The following is a 19,429-nucleotide window of genomic DNA, read 5'->3' as shown; positions in this document are numbered from 1 at the left end:
TCTGGGTCTTGAACGGAAGGCGAACCGGGGAGAGTCTGGACCACGTACCGGAACCGGAGGAAGGGCGGTGTCGCACATGGCACGACGCGCGCGCAAGAGCCGGGCACGGAAGAAGAAGAAGGCCAATCACGGTAAGCGGCCCACGGCTCGCTGACGCGGCGACGGCCCGCCGCCGCGATGCCGCGGTCGCGCGGCGGGGCCGTGCCGTCCGGACTGCCTAGCGGATCCTCACCGGGCCTTGGGGTCGCCGATCGGCGCGTCCACGGGCGCCGGAGCCACGGGAGCGGGCACCGGCACAGGCAAGGGCTCGTCCCTCTCGAACCTTCTCTCGCGCGTCCCGCGCGGAATGAACACCGCGATGAGCACGCCCACGAAGGCGGCCCCCGCGGCGAGCAGCAGCGCGGTGCGCAGCCCGGCGAACGACGGCAGCGGCCCCGCCGCCGTGGTGATGGTCATCTGCGAGAGCAGCACACTGATCACCGCGCTGGAGGACGCCGTGCCGATCGCCCGCATCAGCGCGTTCAGCCCGTTGGCCGCGGCGGTCTCGGTCGGCGGCACGGACGACATGATCAGCGCGGGCATGGCGGAGTAGGCCAGCCCGAGCCCAGAGGAGACGATCGTGGTGGTGACGACCACCTGCCAGGGCGCCGCCATCAGCCCCACTCCGACGACGTACCCCACGCCGAGCACGGCCGCGCCGGAGATCAGCGCGGTCTTCGGGCCCCAGCGCGCGGCCACGCGCGCCGACACGGGGGAGAGCAGCATCATGACCAGCCCGCTGGGGGCCATGCACAGTCCGGTCATCAGCAGGGACAGGCCCAGGCCGTACCCGGTGGAGGTCGGCGCCTGCAGCAGTTGCGGCAGGACCAGCGACATCGCGAACATCGCGAAGCCCACCAGCAGGGAGGCCAGGTTGGTGAGCAGCACCGGCCGCCTGGCCGAGGTGCGCAGGTCCACCAGCGGCGCGCGGACCCGCAGCTCCAGCCACGCCCACAGCGGCAGGATCACCACGGCGCCGCCGAACAGCCCGAGCGTGAGCGGGCTGCCCCAGCCCCAGTCGGCGCCCTTGGAGACGGCCAGCAGCAGGCAGAGGAGCCCGGCGATGAGGCCCACCGCGCCGGGGAAGTCGAACCGGCCGGGGGCGCGCACCGGCGACTCGCGCACCACCGTGAGCACCAGGATCAGGCTGAGCACGCCCGTCCCGGCGGCCATCCAGAACAGGGTGTGCCAGTCGGCGCGCTCGGCGACGAACGCGGAGAGCGGCAGCCCGACGCCCGCCCCCGCGCCCAGGGTGGCGCTCATCAGGGCCATCGAGGGGCCGAGCCGGGCGGGCGGCAGCACGTCGCGCATGATGCTGATGCCCAGCGGGATCACGCCGATCGAACAGCCCTGGAGGGCGCGGCCGGCCACGACCACGGGCAGCGAACTGCTCAACGCGCAGATCAGCGACCCGGCGATCATCATGACCAGGCTGATGATCATCATCCGGCGCTTGCCGTACATGTCGCCCAGGCGCCCGCTCACCGGATTGCACACCGCCGCGGTCAGCAGGGTCGCGGTGATCACCCAGGACGCGCTCGCGGGCGTGGTGTCGAGCAGGCGGGGGAGTTCGGGGATGAGGGGGACGACCAGCGTTTGCATGAGCGCGACGGCGATTCCGCAGAACGAGAGCACGCCGACGACGCTCTTCGGTGATGACGTTGGCAAACCCAGCCTTTCCCGACGCACGACAACATATGCACCGTACATGTGATGTCGGGAAAGGCGACCGGCGGGGGCCTCCTGATGGAGGCCGCCCAGGTCAGGACGTCAGCTTGGCCAGCGCCGGATAGATGCCACGGTGGAAGGTGGGGAACGCGAAGATCATCTCGTTCAGCCGGGCGACCGGGAGCCGCGAGTGGACGGCCACCGTCAGCATGCCCAGCAGCTCACCGCCGTACGGGCCCGCCGAGGTGGCTCCCACCAGCACGCCGTCGGCCGCGACGAGCTTGAAGAAGCCCCGCGCCCGGTGGATCCAGCCCCGGCTGCCGAGGTCGCTGACCGCGGTGCGCACGTCGAGCCCCTGCCTGCGGGCCTGCGCCTCGGTCAGCCCGACCGCGCCGATCTCGGGATCGGTGAACGTGACCCGGGGGACCGCGTGGTACTCGGCGTCGTGCACCGGCTCGCCGAGGATGTCCTTCACCACGATGTCGGCCTGGTACATCGACATGTGCGTGAACGCGCCGCGCCCGGTGACGTCGCCCAGCGCCCACACCCGGTCGGCGGCGCGCATCCGGGCGTCGGTGGCGATCGTGCGGGCCGACTCGTCGATGCCGGCCGCGCCGACGCCGAGCGCGGGGAGGTCGCTGTGCCGTCCGGTGGCGACCAGCATCCGCTCGCCCTCCACCGACGTGCCGTCGTTGAGGTGGACGGTGAACCGCTCGCCGTCGTGCCCGGCCCGGACGGCCCGCACCCCGGTGCGCAGGTCGATGCCGTCGGCCCGGAACGCCTCCGCCAGCAGCTCACCGGCCTCCGGCTCCTCGGCGGCGAGGATGCGCGGCGAGGACTCCACCACCGTCACCGCCGCCCCGAACCTGGCGAACACCTGCGCCAGCTCCGACCCGATCGCCCCGCCCCCGAGCACCACCAGCGACTCCGGCACCCGCTCGGTCTCGATCGCCCCCCGGTTGGTCCAGTACGGCGTGCCCGCCAGCCCCTCGATCGGCGGGATGGTCGGCTGCGAGCCGGTGGCCAGCACGATGCCCCGGCGCGCGCGCAGCACCCGCACGCCGTCGCCGGTCGCGCGCACGGTGATCTCGTCAGGACCGGTGACATGGCCCCACCCGCGGATGAAGTGCCCGCCCTTGCCGAGCAGGCGATCCACCGCCGCCTGGTCGTTCCAGTCGGCGGTGGCCTCCGCGCGGACCCGCTTGGCCACCGGCGACCAGTCGGGCGACACCGTGGCATCGCCCGCCATGCCCGGTACGCGCCGCGCCTCGGTGATCAACTCCGCCGCGCGGACCATCATCTTCGACGGGATGCACCCCCAGTAGGGGCATTCGCCGCCGAACAGCTTGCCCTCCACCACGGCCACCCGCAGGCCCGCCTCGGCCAGTCGTCCGGCGACGTCCTCACCGCCGGGACCGCCGCCCATCACGACGACGTCGAACTCTTCGCGATCCGCCATGAACCCGAGCTTAATCGCAGCCCCGCGCACCCCCGGTCAGGGCAGGCGCACCTCACACCACACGATCTTGCCGGTGGCGGTCGGGCGGCTGCCCCAGCGGTAGGAGAACCTGTTGATCAGGTTGAGCCCGCGTCCCGCCTCGTCATCGAGGTCGGGACGCCACAGCGACGGCGGCTGCGGAGAGCGGTCGGCGACCTCGCACAGCAGGGTGGACCCCCGCAGCAGGCGCAGCTCGATCGGCCCGGAGCCGTGGTTGACCGCGTTCGCCACCAGCTCGCTGACCACCAGCTCGGTCGTGTCCAGCACCGCCGTCTGCCCCCACGAGCGCAGCGTCGCGCGCACCAGCCGCCGCGCCTCGCTCGCCGACCTGGCCTCGAACGGCAGCTCCCAGCGCGCGAACTCGGCGGGGGACAGGTCGCGCACCCGGGCCAGCAGCAGGGCGATGTCGTCGCGCTCGTGCGGCGGGCGCTGCGTGGCGATCGTCGCGTCGCACAGGTCCTCCAGGTCCTGGTAGCTGCATTCGAGCACCCGCCGCAGGTCGCGGATGCCGGAGTCGAGGTCGCGGTCGCGGCTCTCCACCAGGCCGTCGGTGTAGAAGACGAGCACGCTGTCGGTCGGCAGGGTCAGCTCGCGCATGTCGAACGCCTGGCCGCCGATGCCCAGCGGCAGGCCCGGGGGCAGCTCGATCAGGCGGGTCTTGCCGTCCGGGCCGAGCAGGATCGGCGGCACGTGCCCGGCCCGGCCGATCGCGCAGGTGTGCGTGATCGGGTCGTAGGTGGCGTAGACGCAGGTCGCGATCTGCGTGGCGTCCAGGTCCTGGGTCATCCGGCTGAGCCGGAACAGCACCTCCTTGGGCGTGAGGTCCAGGCTCGCCAGGGTGCGCGCGGCGGTGCGGAGCTGCCCCATGGTGGCGGCGGCGCGGGTGCCGTGCCCCATGACGTCGCCGACCACGAGCGCCACCCGGTGGCCGGGCAGCGGGATCACGTCGTACCAGTCGCCGCCGACGCCGGTCAGGTCACTGGCCGGCAGGTAGCGCGAGGCGATCTCCAGGCCCGGCGGCGCGGGCAGGTCGGCGGGCAGCAGGCTGCTCTGCAGGGTCAGCGCGGTGCGCCGCTCCCGGTCGTACAGCCGGGCGTTGTCCAGGCACAGCGCGGTACGGCCGGTCAGCTCCTCGGCCAGCGCCACGTCCTTCTCGTGGAACGGCGGGCTCGCCGCGGTTCTGGTGAACACCACGAACCCCAGCACCCGCCCCCTGGCGCGCAGCGGCACCACGAGGAACGAGCAGTCCTGCAACAGGGAGATGACCACGTCGCGCTTCCAGGACAGGGCGATCTCCCTGGCCGTCCCGGCGTCCATCCGGGGATAGAGGATCGTGCGCGCGGTGGTCATGCTGCGCGCGTACGGCGACCAGGCCGGGTAGGCGGCGACCTCGTCGAGCGGGAAGGCGGCCAGGTAGTCGGAGGCGCGGCCGGTGGTGCCCGTGGCGATCCGGCGCAGGATCGCGGTGCCGTCCGCCGTGCGGCCGGGGAACTCGCCGTCGGCCACCAGGCGGTCGTGAACCAGCACCCCGGCGGCGTCGGCGAAGCGGGGCACCGACACCTCCATCAGCTCCCGGCCGGTCTGGCGCAGGTCGAGGGTGCTGCCGATGCGCCGGCTCGCCTCGTTCAGCAGGGACAACTGCTCCTCGACGGTCGCCGGGCTGCTCAGCCGCCGGCGTTCGGGGGATCCGGGGTCGACCACGAAACCGGCGGTCATTCGACATCGTCCCAGTCCGGCGCGGGCACCGGGGTCCACCAGGGCGCGGAGCGGCGGGCGTTCCGTGCCGCTGGGCCAGAGCGCGTGGCGGTGCCGTCGGGGGGCACGCCGGGAGTGACGGTGGAGGCGGCACGGGTGGAGCGGTGGCCGTACGGCATGGCGTCGCGGGTGGAGCGGTGGCCGTACGGCATGGCGTCGCGGGTGTTGCGCCTGGGAAGTAGCGCGGCCGACGGCCCGCTGCCGACGAGGTATGACGCCCGGGTCGGCCCGTTGTGCCCGCCGGCTACGAAGATGCCGTCGAATTCGGTCACAATTTTCTCCTGACTCGCAAGCCTGACCATTCGTGTGATCATCTGACCGGAAAGTCGGCAGACAGGAGGCGGGCGGGGATACCTGACTCCTCACCCTAGAAGTCTAGTAAAGAAGGATCTTCTTAAAGAGAGAAAATCTTGGCTATTTCAAGAAAATGCCAGATTGTCGGAAGAGTGTAAGGAGTGTGGCGCCCACGGGTGGATGATCCGGTGGGCGGGCGGGGGCGCGTGCCGTACCGGTCCAAGGGTCTTCCGCGCGGATGGCCTGGTCCGGTCGGCGTCCGCGCCGTATGGGCGCGGACGCCGGACGGACGTCATGACCGCTATCGACGCGGCATCCGAATGTGCACGATGCGGTCGGGCCGGAATATCGGAAGGGCCGCGGCGTCGAGTTCGCCGACGATGCCGACGCAAATATTTCGAGGATTGCCAGCATTTAGTGCGATATAGCGCGCAACCCTATGGCGAGTTGACTAGGGAAGTCCGGCCAGAGACGCTTCGATACGTTCCTGAGGCAGGGTGTAGTCTTCCATCTCGCCCGCCAGATGGCGGTCATAGGCCGCCAGGTCGAAATGACCGTGGCCGCACAGCGCGGTGAGAATCACCTTCTCCTCACCCGTCTCGCGGCACCGCTCCGCCTCGGCGATCGTCTCGGCCAGCGCGTGCGTCGGCTCCGGAGCCGGGACGATCCCCTCCGTCCGGGCGAACCGCACCCCGGCCTCGAAGCACTCCGACTGGCTCCGCGTCACCGCCTGGAACATCCCCAGCACGTACATGTGCGACAGCAGCGGCGCCATGCCGTGATAACGCAGCCCACCCGCGTGGATCGGATCGGGCACGAAGTCGTGGCCCAGCGTGTGCATCTTCAGCAGCGGCGTCAGCCCGGCGGTGTCGCCGAAGTCGTAGGCGTACCGGCCGCGCGTGAACGACGGGCACGCGGCCGGCTCCACCGCCCGGACCTCCGGACCGGTGCCCCCGGCCAGCTTCCCCCGCAGGAACGGGAAGGCCAGCCCGGCGAAGTTCGACCCGCCGCCCGTGCAGCCCACGATCAGGTCGGGCGTCTCACCGAACTCGGCGAGCTGCTCGATCGCCTCCTCGCCGATCACCGTCTGGTGCATCAGCACGTGGTTCAGCACCGAGCCCAGCGCGTAACGGGTGTCCTCGGCCCCGGCCGCGGCCTCGACCGCCTCACTGATCGCGATGCCCAGGCTCCCCGGGCTCGCCGGATCCGCCGCCAGTATCCGCGCGCCCGCTTCCGTCACCGGGGACGGGCTGGCGTGCAGGGTCGCGCCGTACACCCGCATCAGCGACCGCCGATGCGGCTTCTGGTCATAGGAGGCGCGCACCATCCACACCTCGCAGTCCAGGCCGTACTGGGCGCAGGCGAACGCCAGCGCCGACCCCCACTGGCCCGCGCCGGTCTCGGTGGTCAGTCGCCTGACCCCCTCGCGCGCGTTGTAGTACGCCTGCGGGACGGCCGTGTTGGGCTTGTGCGAGCCCGCCGGCGAACCGCCCTCGTACTTGTAGTAGATCCGCGCGGGAGTGCCCAGCGCGCGCTCCAGCCGCCTGGCCCGGATCAGCGGCGTCGGCCGCCACAGCCGGTAGACGTCGCGGACGCTCTGCGGGATCTCGATGAAACGCTCCCCGCTCACCTCCTGCGCGATCAGCTCCGCCGGGAACAGCGGCGCCAGGTCGGCCGGGCCGATCGGCTCACGGGTGCCCGGATGCAGCGGCGGCGGAGGTGGGGCGGGAAGGTCGGGAACGATGTTGTACCAGGCGTTCGGGATCCGGGACTCGTCGAGCAGGACTCGGGTGGCTTCGTGCGCCATTCCGCCTCCACGGCAGTGCGGGACATGTGCGCGACCAGTCTCCGGCAACCGCGTGCGCCCCGGAAGGCCATCGGCCGGGCGCCCGCGTGAGGCGGCCTGTCCCTTGATCCCCTGCCATCCCTGGCTATCCCTTGCGCTCGCGCGCCACCCGCTCACGCACCTCCGGCACGACCTCCTCGGCGAACCGCCGAATCTGCGTGTCCTGGTCGCCCTCCGCCCACAGGACGAAGGTGTCCATGCCGTAGCCGACGGCCAGATCGGTCAGCTCCTCGGCCCACTGGGCCGCCGGGCCTCTCAGGAAGCCCTCGGACGCGCCGTCGGTGATCGTGCCGTTGACGTTGTAGAGACGCCGGATCGCGTCCGGCTCCCGTCCGGCCGCCGCCGCGCCCTCGTCCACGCGGGCGTTCATCTCCGGCAGCCGGTCCGGGGTCGCCCACGCGGAGGACGGCAGCCAGCCGTCGGCCCGCGCGCCGGTCAGCGCCAGCGCCTTCGGGCCCGACACGCCCAGCCAGATCTCGATCGGATGCGCGGGGACCGGCCCCGACTGGGCTCCGGCCAGGCGGTAGTGCTCGCCCTCGAAACGCAGGTTGCGCTCGCCGGACCAGATCTTGCGGATCACCGTGACGGCCTCGTCGAGCGCGGCCCTGGACTGGCCGGGCGTACGGCGTCGCCCGCCGTACGCCTCGATCGCGCCCCAGAAGCCGCCGCCTCCCAGGCCCAGCTCGGCACGCCCGCCGCTGAGCACGTCCAGGCTCGCCGCCGCCTTGGCCAGGACGGCGGGCGGGCGCAACGCCAGGTTGGCCACGTCGGGGAACACCCTGACTCGCTCGGTGACCGCCGCGATCATGCTGAGGAGGGTCCAGGTCTCCACGTATCGCCGCTGGTAAGGGTGATCCTGCACGCCGATCAGGTCGAGACCGAGCCGATCGACCTGCCGCGCCCGGTCGAGCAGGGGCTCGTCCACCCCCGGGATGAGGAAGTAGCCGAACTCCAGCGAACGCCCGTAGTCGCCCATCACAGCCTCCTCGCGTCCGTCGCCACATCCGCGAGAACCCGGGGCTCTCGGGCATTGTTCCCCCGGCCGCACGTTTCATCGGCCGGGTTTCGCGGCCCGTGACAGCGGAAAGGCCAGGCACCGGAATCCCGGTGACCTGGCCTTTCTGTTTTGGAGCGGACGACGGGAATCGAACCCGCGTAGCCAGTTTGGAAGACTGGGGCTCTACCATTGAGCTACGTCCGCGCGAGCCGGTCGTGGTCTGGTCTAGACTTCATCCGGTCGTCAGGGCGTAAGCGTACCGGAGTTCCGGAAGGCTTGCGCACCGGGCGTCGCGGGGCGTGGCGCAGCTTGGCAGCGCGTCTGGTTTGGGACCAGAAGGTCGTGGGTTCAAATCCCGCCGCCCCGACAGGTAAGACGTGAGGTGTTCGCTTCGGCCTTCGGCTTTCCGGCCGGGGGCCTGGCCGCGAACTTCAGCGAGCGGCCTCTTCGGGGGTGAAAAGCGCCCAGACCGCCTTGCCGCCGCTTTCCAGGTGGTCCCAGCCCCAATCGCGGCTGTAGGTCTCCACGATGTAGAGGCCCCGGCCGTTCTCGGAGATGAAGTCGGGCTCCTTCGGCACCGGAACCTGGTCGCTCGGGTCGGCGACGGCCAGCACCACGTGGCGGCTGACGCGGACGAGCATCAGTGTTATCTGCCCCGCCGAGGCCTGCGGGGGACGCAGCGCGTATCGCACGGCGTTGGTGACGAGTTCGGAGACGACCAGCGCCGCGTCGTCGCCGAGCGCGTCGTATCCCCAGTCGTTCAGGGTGGCCCTGGTCACGTCCCGGGCGGTCTTCACCGAGTCGGCCTGGGGGGAGAGCGGCGTGGTGGTGGTCTCACAGCAGGACGATCGCAGCAGGTCCGGGAACTTGATCCAGTGGTGTTGGCGGGGACAGTCGGCAGTGGACGTCGGCTGCTCCACCATGCTGCCGCTACCTCCTGGTGTCGCTTCGACGATTCGCCGCCACTGCTGCCGATTTATCAGCTAGTGCGCCTTAAGCGCACTATGCACTAGGCCATCATGGGACACCTGATCGTCACCTGCAAGACCCAAATGCACGTGCACCTGCAATGTGCAAGCGCATGGGCGGTTACGTGCGCGTACCTACTCCGGCTTGCGAACCGGACACGGGGTTGAGACCTTGCCATAGCGGCTGGAAGTAGTGACACTGTGTGCGCTGGGGCAAGGCGACAGGGAGGAAGCTGTGACGCACACACAGCCGGGAGCGGGTCCCACGGCGTTGCGTATCCTCCTAGGTTCACAACTCCGTCGGCTCCGTGAGGCCAAGGGCATCTCCCGCGAGGAGGCCGGGCATCTGATCCGGGGCTCCGAGTCCAAGATAAGCCGGATGGAACTGGGGCGCGTCGGGTTCAAGGAACGTGATGTCGCCGATCTTCTGACCTTCTACGGGGTGGAGGACGAGGGCGCCCGCCGTCCGGTCATGGACCTGGTGCTCCGGGCCAACGAGCCCGGCTGGTGGCACCGCTACAACGACCTGCTTCCTTCGTGGTTCCAGGCGTACGTCGGCCTGGAGGAGGCCGCCTCCCGCATCCGTACCTACGAGGTGCAGTTCGTCCCCGGCCTGCTGCAGACCAAGGAGTACACCAGGGCCGTCATCACCGCGGGCGCGGCCGGCATCGGCGCGCACGAGATCGCCCGGCGTGTCGATCTGCGGATGGAGCGCCAGCGGGTCCTGGAGGCCGGCGACGGGCCGTTCTTCTGGGCGGTGATCGACGAGGCCGCGCTGCGGCGTCCGATCGGCGGGGCCGACGTGATGCGCGCGCAGCTCGAACACCTGCTGGAGCTCATGCGCCAGCCCAACATCACGGTCCAGATCATGCCGTTCAGCTTCGGCGGCCACAGCGCGGAGGGCGGCGCGTTCAGCGTGTTGCGCTTCGAGGACGCCGAGCTCCCCGACGTCGTCTACGTCGAGCAACTCGCCAGCGCGCTGTACCTCGACAAGCGCGAGGACGTCGATCGTTACAGCGAGGTCATGGAGCGCCTGTGCGCGGTGAGCACCACTCCTGACGAGACCGTGGAGATCCTCGTCAAGATCATGAAGGAGATCTGACGGCCGCGCCGTCGCTCATCGCCGCATATCTGCCCTAGACTGGCCTGCGGCGCTGGACACCCGCCAGGGTGGAGTATGTCCGCAAGCGACACATCCACACGAGTCCGGGTACGGTGCCGGTCATGTGGGCGCGGCGCGCGAGCTCGCCGCGGCAGCCGCAGCGGGAGGGGGAGCCGAGCCGGAGGCGGCGGGTCGTCCGCGGCCCGGTCGTACAGACGGCGAAGGCCGACCCGACCGACAAAGCACGACTTGACGCGCCCGCGATCACTCGAAGCTTGACCAAGGAGACCACCCCGTGAAGACCGCTGTCGAGGAGCTCAGCCCCACCAGGGTGAGGCTCACCGTCGAGGTGCCGTTCGAGGAGCTCGGCGAAAGCATGCAGGCGGCGTACAAGAAGGTCGCGCAGCAGGTGCGCGTGCCCGGCTTCCGCCCCGGCAAGGTCCCTGCCCGCATCATCGAGCAGCGCTTCGGCCGCGCTGTGGTGCTGGAGGAGACCCTCAACGACGCGGTTCCCAAGCTGTACGGCCAGGCCGTCGACGAGAGCGACATCTTCCCGGTCAGCCAGCCGGAGATCGAGGTCACCAAGATCGAGGACGGCGAGCAGGTCGAGTTCACCGCCGAGGTCGACGTCCGCCCGCAGTTCGAGATCCCCGAGTACGCCGACATCGAGGTGACCGTCCCCTCCTCTGAGGTGACCGACGCCGACATCGATGAGCAGCTCGACGGCCTGCGTCAGCGCTTCGCCACCCTGACCGGCGTCGAGCGCGCCGCCGCCGGCGGCGACTACGTCGTGATGGACCTCGCCGCCTCCATCGACGGCGCCAACATCGAGGAGCAGCAGGCCAGCGAGGTTTCCTACGAGGTGGGAGCCGGCTCGGTGCTGGAGGGCCTCGACGCCTCCCTCGAAGGCATGTCCGCGGGCGAGGAGAAGGTCTTCACCTCCACCCTGGTCGGCGGCCAGAACGCCGGCGACGAGGCCGAGATCACGGTCTCGGTGAAGACGGTCAAGGAGAAGGTCCTGCCCGAGCTGGACGACGAGTTCGCCCAGCTCGCCAGCGAGTTCGACACGCTGGACGAGCTGCGTGAGAGCCTGCGCGGCCAGATCCGGCACAACAAGCTGATCGACCAGATCGCCCAGGCCCGTCAGAAGGCGCTCGACGCCCTCCTCGACCGGATCGAGATCCCGCTCCCGGAGAGCGCGGTCAAGACCGAGATCGACACGCGCAAGCACAACCTGGAGCACCAGATCTCCGACAGTGGCCTGAGCAAGGAGGCGTTCTACCGTCTCTACCAGACCAGCGAGGAAGAGCGCTTCAAGGAGTTCGAGGACGCCGCCGCCAAGGCCCTCCGCACCGGTTTCGTGCTCGACAAGATCGCCCGTGCCGAGGAGCTCGGGGTCTCCGAGCAGGAGCTCACCAACTTCGTCATCCGCCGTGCGGGCGAGATCGGCGTGGCCCCCAACACCCTGGCCCAGCACCTGGCCGAGAACGACCAGCTCACCCTGGCCATGGTGGAGATCGTCCGCGACAAGGCCCGCGCCGTCGTCGGCGACGCCGCCACGGTGAAGGACGAGGACGGCAACGACGTCGACCTCAAGGCCATCTACCGCGAGATCGGCGGCCCCACCGAGGAGCCCGAGGACACCGACGAGCCCACCGCCGAGTCCTCCTCCGACGAGCCCACCGACGACACCGAGACCACCAAGTAACCCCACCGGCCTCCCCACCTCACCGCCCGATGCCTGCCCGCCCGCATCGGCGGTGAGCCGTCCGCCATGGCCGTGCTCTGCACCACCCCAGAGCACGGCCATTCGCCGTCCATACCCCACCGCCACCACCGCCGCCGGAAGCGCAATCGCTCTCAGCGTGTCGGAATCCGCTCCGACGCGCCGTCCAGCGGCGTCGCCGCGGTGCCTTCCGCCCGCAGCAGCCGCCTGGCTGATGGCCGGTGTGACCGCACCTCCGCCACCCGTGCCGTACGTCGCTTCGGCTTTCGCCTCCCCGCCCCGCTGAGCGCTGGCGCGCTGTCCAGCGGTTTCGCCAGGCTGCCCGCCGCGCGAAGCGGCTGCCTGACCGTGGTCGCTTCTCCGACGCTCTGACCGTGTCGGTGTCGTCCAGGGGGCCGCTGGACTCGGGCGCTGTGCCGCCCCCGCCGCGCCGTACGCCGAGCGGACGCCGCCCCCATCGGGGTCATGGCGTTCGGCCTGACGCTGGTAACCGCGCTCGCCGTGATGGGGACGGCGCTGCTGGCCGTCCCTGGGCTGCCGTGGCCCGAGGCGCTGGCGCTCGGGGCGGCGGTGGCCCCGACGGATCCCGTGGCCGCCACCTCCATGCTGAAGCGGCTGGGCGCGCCGCGCAGGCAGGTGACGATCCTGGAGGAGGAGAGCCTGGTCATCGACGGCGCGGCGCTCACTCTCTTCGGCCTGGCGCTGGCCGCGATGTCCCACCCGGTCACGGCGGGAGAGACCGGGATCCTCCTGCTCAAGGTGGTGTTCGGCGGCGTCCTGTACGGCCTGGCACTGGCCTGGGTGATCGGACGGCAGCGCTCGCTGATCAAGGACGGCGGCGGCCAGACCGTGCTGTCCCTCGTCACCCCCTTCCTCGCCTACTTCCCCGCCGAGCACTTCGGCTTCTCCGGCGTGCTGGCCACGATCGTGACCGGCTTCATGCTCGGCATCCGGGGGCCCGGCAGGCTCCAGCCCGCCTCCCGCCTGACCGGGCAGGTGTTCTAGGGCGTGCTGGTGTTCCTCCTTGAGTCCACCCTGTTCGTGCTGCTCGGCCTGCAGATCCACGAGGTCTTCGAGGGCGTGTCCGGCGGGTCGGCCGAACGGCTGGCGGTGGCCGCCGTGCTGGTCATCGCCGTGGTGGTGCTGCTACGGCTCGCATGGACCTGGCTGGTGTTCCCACCTCGGCCCGCGCGAACGCCTGCTGATGGGCTGGTCGGGGATGCGCGGCGCGATCACGCTCGCCATCGCGCTGTCGATCCCGCTCGCCGCCGCCGATCGGGGGCTGCTGCTGTTCCTGGCGGCGTCGGTGGTGCTGGTGACCCTCGTAGTGCAGGCGTCCACGCTGGGCCCGCTGCTGCGGCTGCTTGGCCTGGGGGAGGGCCGCGCGGCGGTGGTGGAGGAGGCGACGGCCCGGGAGGCGCTGCTGGAGGTGGCGATGTCCAGGCAGGACCGGCTGGACGAGCACACAGCCGATTGTTTTCCGGCAACTTTTCGAATCGCGGCTGGACAGGGTGCGTGCCGTCCTCGACGATGACGACAACGGAACAGAGGGCACAGAGGGCACAGGCTCGACAGACGCCGCAAAGGCTTCCCGGGCCCTGACGCCACGGCGCGTGTCTACCTGCGCCGACAGCGAACAGCGTGTTGGAGGCGGCATGTCCGGTGCGCGACGCGCGTTAGGGTCACAAGCAAAGCCAATCGATTTACGACGCATCGGAAGGTGACGCTGTGACCAGCCCGCCGACCCTCTATCAGCCGGCCGGTTTCGAGCCCGAGTCCAGGAGCCAGCCCAACGGATCCTTCCGTCTCGAAGACCAGCTCTACCAGCGTCTGCTGCGCGAGCGCATCATCGTGCTGGGCTCCCAGGTCAACGATGAGATCGCCAACCGGATCTGCGCGGAGTTGCTGCTTTTGGCCGCGGACGACCCTGACCGCGACATCTATCTCTACATCAACTCCCCGGGCGGCTCGGTGACCGCCGGGATGGCGATTTACGACATGATGGAGTACGTGCCGAACGACGTGTGCACGGTGGCCATGGGCCTGGCGGCCTCCATGGGCCAGTTCCTGCTGTGCGCCGGGGCACACGGCAAGCGTTACGCTCTGCCGCACGCGCGCATCATGATGCACCAGCCGTCCGGCGGCATCGGCGGTACCGCGGCCGACATCGCCATTCAGGCAGAGCAGATGCTCTACGTGAAAAAGACGCTGGCCGAGCGCATCGCCTCGCACACCGGTCAGCCGCTGGAGCAGATCGAGAGGGACTCCGACCGTGACCGCTGGTTCACCGCGGACGAGGCCAAGGACTACGGCTTCATCGACCAGGTCGTGCGCAGCGCGCGACAGGTGCCTTCGTCGGGTGCCGTCTCCTGAAAGGGCAAAAGGTGAGTGAGTTGATCCGGCCGGGAGACATCAACGGCCGCTACATCATCCCCTCGTTCGTCGAACGTACGACGTACGGCGTCAAGGAGATGAACCCGTACAACAAGCTCTTCGAGGACCGCATCATCTTCCTCGGGGTGCAGATCGACGACGCGTCCGCCAACGACGTCATGGCGCAGTTGCTGACGCTGGAGTCGCTCGATCCCGACCGGGACATCAGCATCTACATCAACTCGCCCGGCGGGTCGTTCACCGCCATGACGGCGATCTACGACACGATGCAGTTCGTCCGGCCGGAGATCCAGACCGTGTGTCTGGGCCAGGCGGCCTCGGCGGCGGCGGTGCTGCTCGCGGGCGGCACGCCCGGCAAGCGCTTCGCGTTGCCGAACGCCCGGGTGCTGATCCACCAGCCGTCCACCGAGGGCGGCGGCCAGGGGAGCGACATCGAGATCCAGGCCCGGGAGATCCTGCGGATGCGGGGCCTCCTGGAGGAGATCGTGGCACGTCACTCGGGCAAGTCGACCGACGAGGTGCGTCGCGACATCGAGCGCGACAAGATCCTCAGCGCCGACGAGGCCAAGGCCTACGGCTTGGTGGACGACATCATTCCGTCGCGGAAGAAGCGCGCACAAGCGGTGGCTTCCTGACGGTACGTGAGCACCGGAACGGTGCCCAATTGGGCACGTTCCGGTGCGACTCGCCGCCAGGGGGCTCACTGAGGGCCAGGGAGACGGTAACGTCGAAACCTGAGCGGGATGACTTTTCGCACCCGGTATCCTCCCGGGGCGAAAGAAACGGACCAGGTTGGCAGGGCGGTCCCACGCAAAGGAGTATCTGGGGTGGCACGCATCGGCGACGGGGGAGACCTGCTGAAGTGCTCGTTCTGCGGAAAGAGCCAGAAGCAAGTCAAGAAGCTCATCGCCGGACCCGGCGTCTACATCTGCGATGAGTGCATCGATCTCTGCAACGAGATCATCGAGGAGGAGCTCTCCGAGTCCTCCGAGCTCAAGTGGGACAACCTGCCCAAGCCTCGGGAGATCTACGAGTTCCTCGACGCCTACGTCATCGGTCAGGACAAGGCGAAGAAGGCCCTCTCGGTGGCGGTGTACAACCACTACAAGCGGGTGCAGTCCGGCGAACGCGGCCGTGACGATGGCGTGGAGCTGTCGAAGTCCAACATCCTGCTCCTCGGCCCCACCGGTTCCGGCAAGACACTGCTGGCGCAGACGCTGGCCAAGATGCTCAACGTGCCGTTCGCCATCGCCGACGCCACGGCGCTGACCGAGGCGGGCTACGTGGGAGAGGATGTCGAGAACATCCTGCTCAAGCTCATCCAGGCGGCCGACTACGACGTCAAGAAGGCCGAGACCGGCATCATCTACATCGACGAGGTCGACAAGATCGCCCGCAAGAGCGAGAACCCGTCGATCACGCGCGACGTCTCGGGTGAGGGCGTGCAGCAGGCGCTGCTGAAGATACTGGAGGGCACCACGGCCTCGGTGCCTCCGCAGGGCGGGCGCAAGCACCCCCACCAGGAGTTCATCCAGATCGACACCACCAACGTGCTGTTCATCTGCGGTGGGGCCTTCGCCGGCCTGGAGAAGATCATCGAGTCGCGGGTCGGCAAGAAGGGCATCGGCTTCAACGCGATCCTGCACTCCAAGGACGAGGTCGACTCCTCCGACATCTTCGGCGACGTCATGCCCGAAGACCTGCTGAAGTTCGGCATGATCCCCGAGTTCGTGGGCCGTCTGCCGATCATCACCAGCGTGCACAACCTCGACCGCGACGCGCTGATCCAGATCCTCACCGAGCCGCGAAACGCGCTGGTCAAGCAGTACCGCCGGTTGTTCGAGCTGGACAACGTCGAGCTTGAGTTCGGCGACGACGCCCTGGAGGCCATCGCCGACCAGGCCATCCTGCGCGGCACCGGCGCCCGCGGCCTGCGGGCCATCCTGGAGGAGGTCCTCCTCTCGGTGATGTACGAAGTCCCGTCCCGGCAGGATGTCGCCCGAGTGATCATCGACCGGTCGTCCGTGCTGGAGCACGTCAATCCCACGCTCGTGCCGCGCGACCAGCTTCAGGCCAAGCAGCAGCGCACGCCGCGGGAGAAGTCCGCCTGACCCCGGCAAGGTCCCTAGAATGTGACACCGTGACGACGCCGACAGCAGAGCCGACACCAGAGCTGCCCAGCCACTACACCCCGGCCCAGGTCGAGACCCGGAGCTACGAGCGCTGGGTGGCGCGCGGCTACTTCACCGCCGACCCGGGGAGTGGCAGGGAGCCGTTCAGCATCGTGCTGCCGCCGCCCAACGTCACGGGTTCGCTGCACATCGGGCACGCCCTGGACCACTCGATCCAGGACGCCCTGGCCCGCAAGGCCCGGATGAGCGGGGCGGAGACGCTCTGGCTCCCGGGCATGGACCACGCGGGCATCGCCACCCAGAACGTGGTGGAACGCGAGATCGCCAAGGAGGGCGTGTCCCGGCACGACCTCGGCCGCGAGGCGTTCGTCGAGCGGGTCTGGCAGTGGAAGGAGGAGTCCGGCGGGCGGATCCTCGGCCAGATGACCAAGCTGGGCGACAGCGTGGACTGGTCCCGTGAGCGGTTCACGATGGACGAGAACCTCTCGCGCGCCGTTCAGACGATCTTCAAGAGCCTCTTCGACGACGGGCTCATCTACCGCGCCGAGCGCATCATCAACTGGTGCCCGCGCTGCCTGACCGCGCTGTCCGACATCGAAGTGGAGCACACCGACGACGATGGCGAGCTGGTCTCGATCCGGTACGGCTCGGGCGACGACTCGATCGTGGTTGCCACCACGCGGGCCGAGACGATGCTCGGCGACACCGCCGTGGCCGTCCATCCGTCGGACGAGCGCTATACCCACCTGGTGGGGCGCGAGATCGAGCTCCCGCTGACCGGGCGAATGATCCCGATCGTCGCCGACGAGCACGTCGATCCCGCCTTCGGCACCGGCGCGGTCAAGGTGACCCCGGCGCACGACCCCAACGACTTCGAGATCGGCCGGCGGCACTCGCTGCCCGCCCACGTGATCATGGATGAGCGCGGTGTGATCACCGCGCACGGTCCTTTCGAAGGGCTCGACCGCTTCGAGGCCAGGCCCGCCGTGGTCGCCGCGCTGCGCGCCGAAGGGCGCATCGTCGCCGAGAAGCGGCCCTACGTCCACGCGGTCGGTCACTGCTCACGGTGCAAGACCGTGGTCGAGCCGAGGATGTCCCTGCAGTGGTTCGTCAACGTCGGCCCGCTCGCCAAGGCGGCCGGCGACGCGGTCCGCGACGGCCGCACGCGCATCCACCCGCCGGAGATGGCCAAACGCTACTTCGACTGGGTCGACGACATGCACGACTGGTGCATCTCCCGGCAACTGTGGTGGGGGCATCGCATCCCGGTCTGGTACGGGCCGGACGGCGAGGTCGTGTGCGTCGGCCCCGACGAGGAGCCGCCCGCCGGTTACGTCCAGGACCCCGATGTCCTCGACACCTGGTTCTCCTCGGGCCTGTGGCCGTTCTCGACCCTGGGCTGGCCGTCCCAGACGCCCGAGCTGGCCAAGTTCTACCCGACCTCCGTCCTGGTCACCGGCTACGACATCCTGTTCTTCTGGGTCGCGCGGATGATGATGCTCGGCCTGTACGCGATGGACGGGCAGCCGCCGTTCCGCGTCGTGGCCCTGCACGGCATGGTCCGCGACCAGTTCGGCAAGAAGATGTCGAAGTCGTTCGGCAACGTCGTCGATCCGCTCGACTGGGTCGAACGCTACGGGGCCGACGCCACCCGCTTCACGCTGCTGCGCGGCGCCAACCCCGGCGCCGACGTGGCGATCAGCGAGGAGTGGGCCGGCGGTTCCCGTAACTTCTGCAACAAGATCTGGAACGCCGCGCGGTTCGCGCTGATGAACGGCGCGGCCGTCGGCGAGCTCCCGGCCGACCTCACGGCCTCCGACCGGTGGATTCTGTCCCGCCTGCAGAGCGTGATCTCGTCGGTGGACGCCGCGCTGGCCGACTTCGAGTTCGCCAAGGCGTGCGACCTGCTCTACCACTTCGCGTGGGACGAGGTCTGCGACTGGTACGTCGAACTGGCAAAGATCCAGCTTTCCGCCGGCCTGACGGGCACCCGCTATGTGCTGGGTCACGTCTTCGACGCGTTGCTGAGGTTGTTGCATCCGCTGGTGCCGTTCGTCACCGAGGAGCTGTGGCGGGCGCTGACCGGGCGTGAGTCGCTCGTGATCGCCCCCTGGCCGGTGGCCGATCCTGGGCTGGCGGATCCGGGGGCCGAGGCCGAGATCGTGCAGATGCAGGACCTCGTCACCGAGGTTCGCCGCTTCCGTTCCGATCAGGGTCTCAAGCCAGGGCAGCGGGTCGCCGCCCGGCTCACCCTGACCGGTACCGGCCTGACGGCCCATGAGCCGGCGATCCGCACCCTGCTGCGGCTCGACGAGCCCGCCGAATCGTTCACGCCCACCGCCCGCCTCGCGGTCGGCACGGTGACCGTCGAACTCGACACGGCCGGGGCCATCGACGTCGCGGCCGAGCGCAAGCGGCTGGAGAAGGATCTGGCGGCGGCCAGGAAGGAAGCCGCGCAGACCACGGGCAAGCTCGGCAACGAGCAGTTCATGTCCAAGGCCCCCGACGACGTCGTGGCCAAGGTCCGCGCCCGCGCGGCCAAGGCCGAGGAGGAGATCGCCCGCCTTGAGGCCCAGCTCGCCGCGCTTCCGGAGGCGTCCGCCTGACCGTCGTGCCATCGTGCCCGTGCGGTGTCCCCGCACGGGCACGACGCGTTGACGGGTCGGAGATCTTCGGGAATTCCTGGTTTTCGCTTCGCGTTGGAAGCGTCACTGAGTTGATGGTCATTCCGCAGGTCAGCGGTGGTGTGACACGCGCCATGGCCACCGGGGTTTAGCCCCAGCCAGCCTCGGGTAGACCAGAGTGTTACCGGAAGATGCACGGGAGCACCCGACAGGGGTGCTAATGTTCTTCCTGCGGTGCTCATCGCGCCGAACCTCCCTCGCAAGTCACGACAGAAGATGTCAGCACGAATTTGGTGCACATCAGAAGGTCTGGTAAGTTAGAGGGGTTGCCCTGGAGACGGGGCCACAGAGACGAACTTCAAGCCCCGGCGGGCTAGAGCGACCGA

Annotated in this window: 15 protein-coding genes and 2 tRNA genes; 9 read left to right on the top strand and 8 right to left on the bottom strand. The window is 69.6% G+C overall.

Going from position 1 to position 19,429, the window contains the following annotated elements; all coding sequences use genetic code 11:
• Positions 1-228: 228 nt before the first annotated feature.
• The 7 genes from P3X83_RS39565 to P3X83_RS39535 form a co-directional block, all read right to left on the bottom strand.
• The gene (locus tag P3X83_RS39565; RefSeq protein WP_277310539.1) at positions 229-1,707 is read right to left on the bottom strand and encodes an MFS transporter; all 1,479 of its coding nucleotides are present in this window, start codon (positions 1,705-1,707) and stop codon (positions 229-231) included.
• A 94-nt stretch (positions 1,708-1,801) separates the two neighbouring features.
• The gene (locus P3X83_RS39560; protein WP_277310538.1) at positions 1,802-3,166 is read right to left on the bottom strand and encodes an NAD(P)/FAD-dependent oxidoreductase; all 1,365 of its coding nucleotides are present in this window, start codon (positions 3,164-3,166) and stop codon (positions 1,802-1,804) included.
• A 36-nt stretch (positions 3,167-3,202) separates the two neighbouring features.
• On the bottom strand, positions 3,203-4,921 hold the full coding sequence (locus tag P3X83_RS39555; RefSeq protein WP_277310537.1) for a SpoIIE family protein phosphatase: 1,719 nt from the start codon (positions 4,919-4,921) through the stop codon (positions 3,203-3,205).
• Positions 4,918-5,232 carry a hypothetical protein gene (locus P3X83_RS39550; protein WP_277310536.1) on the bottom strand — a complete coding sequence of 105 codons (315 nt, stop codon included), beginning with the start codon at positions 5,230-5,232 and terminating at the stop codon, positions 4,918-4,920. Before P3X83_RS39550 ends, P3X83_RS39555 begins: the two co-directional genes overlap by 4 nt.
• 473 nt (positions 5,233-5,705) lie before the next feature.
• On the bottom strand, positions 5,706-7,061 hold the full coding sequence (locus P3X83_RS39545) for a TrpB-like pyridoxal phosphate-dependent enzyme (protein WP_277310535.1): 1,356 nt from the start codon (positions 7,059-7,061) through the stop codon (positions 5,706-5,708).
• 124 nt (positions 7,062-7,185) lie between these two features.
• Entirely contained in the window at positions 7,186-8,076 is an 891-nt protein-coding gene (locus P3X83_RS39540; protein WP_277310534.1) for an LLM class flavin-dependent oxidoreductase, read from the bottom strand.
• 151 nt (positions 8,077-8,227) lie between these two features.
• Positions 8,228-8,301, bottom strand: a tRNA-Gly gene (locus P3X83_RS39535).
• A gap of 89 nt (positions 8,302-8,390) precedes the next feature.
• Here P3X83_RS39535 and P3X83_RS39530 point away from each other — a divergent pair.
• Positions 8,391-8,464: transfer RNA gene (locus P3X83_RS39530), tRNA-Pro, on the top strand.
• Positions 8,465-8,528: 64 nt separating this feature from the next.
• Here the strand turns inward: P3X83_RS39530 and P3X83_RS39525 are convergent.
• Positions 8,529-9,020: an ATP-binding protein gene (locus P3X83_RS39525; RefSeq protein WP_277310533.1), complete on the bottom strand. Its 492-nt coding sequence runs from the start codon at positions 9,018-9,020 to the stop codon at positions 8,529-8,531.
• A gap of 280 nt (positions 9,021-9,300) precedes the next feature.
• On the opposite strand from P3X83_RS39525, the gene P3X83_RS39520 reads away from it, so the two are divergent.
• The 8 genes from P3X83_RS39520 (at position 9,301) to P3X83_RS39485 (ending at position 19,025) form a co-directional block, all read left to right on the top strand.
• Positions 9,301-10,167, top strand: a complete 867-nt coding sequence (locus P3X83_RS39520) for a helix-turn-helix transcriptional regulator (protein WP_277310532.1) — start codon at positions 9,301-9,303, stop codon at positions 10,165-10,167.
• A 295-nt stretch (positions 10,168-10,462) separates the two neighbouring features.
• Complete coding sequence (tig, locus tag P3X83_RS39515; protein ID WP_277310531.1) at positions 10,463-11,875, top strand: trigger factor; 1,413 nt, start codon at positions 10,463-10,465, stop codon at positions 11,873-11,875.
• 429 nt (positions 11,876-12,304) lie between these two features.
• Positions 12,305-12,898, top strand: coding sequence for a cation:proton antiporter (locus P3X83_RS39510; RefSeq protein ID WP_346742788.1), 594 nt, complete (start codon positions 12,305-12,307; stop codon positions 12,896-12,898).
• Positions 12,899-12,917: 19 nt separating this feature from the next.
• Positions 12,918-13,427 (top strand): cation:proton antiporter, encoded by a 510-nt coding sequence (locus P3X83_RS39505; RefSeq protein ID WP_277310530.1) that lies wholly within the window; start codon positions 12,918-12,920, stop codon positions 13,425-13,427.
• 194 nt (positions 13,428-13,621) lie between these two features.
• Entirely contained in the window at positions 13,622-14,266 is a 645-nt protein-coding gene (locus tag P3X83_RS39500) for an ATP-dependent Clp protease proteolytic subunit (RefSeq protein ID WP_277310529.1), read from the top strand.
• 11 nt (positions 14,267-14,277) lie between these two features.
• Positions 14,278-14,922, top strand: coding sequence for an ATP-dependent Clp protease proteolytic subunit (locus tag P3X83_RS39495; RefSeq protein WP_277310528.1), 645 nt, complete (start codon positions 14,278-14,280; stop codon positions 14,920-14,922).
• Between the two features lie 192 nt (positions 14,923-15,114).
• A complete protein-coding gene (clpX, locus tag P3X83_RS39490) occupies positions 15,115-16,398 on the top strand; it encodes an ATP-dependent Clp protease ATP-binding subunit ClpX (RefSeq protein WP_277310527.1) in 1,284 nt (427 codons plus the stop codon).
• A gap of 29 nt (positions 16,399-16,427) precedes the next feature.
• A complete protein-coding gene (locus tag P3X83_RS39485) occupies positions 16,428-19,025 on the top strand; it encodes a valine--tRNA ligase (RefSeq protein ID WP_277310526.1) in 2,598 nt (865 codons plus the stop codon).
• Positions 19,026-19,429: the final 404 nt, after the last annotated feature.

Source organism: Spongiactinospora sp. TRM90649 (assembly GCF_029382225.1).
Lineage (GTDB): Bacteria > Actinomycetota > Actinomycetes > Streptosporangiales > Streptosporangiaceae > Spongiactinospora.
Note: the sequence above shows the minus strand (reverse complement) of the source record. Positions and strands in the feature narration are given on the sequence as shown.